The 318-nt window shown below is 63.8% G+C and carries 1 protein-coding gene; it reads right to left on the reverse strand.

Annotation, left to right across the window (positions count from 1 at the left end; all coding sequences use genetic code 11):
* The coding region (locus GYA94_RS26785; RefSeq protein WP_161893466.1) for a GGDEF domain-containing protein at positions 1-318 on the reverse strand (318 nt) is incomplete at both ends.

A 318-nucleotide genomic window follows, 5' to 3' on the forward strand; every position in this document is an offset into this window, starting at 1 on the left:
TGTCGAGCATGATCACCGCCAGCGCCTGGCCATCTCGCTGGGCACGCTCCAACTCGTTTTTCAGCCGTTCCTGGAAGTAACGGCGGTTATGGATGCCGGTCAGTGAATCGGTCACCGACAGCCTGCGCAATTCGTGTTCCACACCCTTGAGATCGGAAATATCGGTCAGGTAGCCATGCCACAAGGTGCAGCCCTGCTCGCCCACTTCCGGCGTTGCCTCGCCACGCACCCAGCGCAAGCCCGCCCGGGGCAGGCACACGCGGTACTCCTCGCGCCATGGCGTCAGGTGCTCGGCCGAGTAGCGCACCGAACGGCTCA

Source organism: Pseudomonas juntendi (genome assembly GCF_009932375.1).
GTDB classification, from domain to species: domain Bacteria; phylum Pseudomonadota; class Gammaproteobacteria; order Pseudomonadales; family Pseudomonadaceae; genus Aquipseudomonas; species Aquipseudomonas juntendi.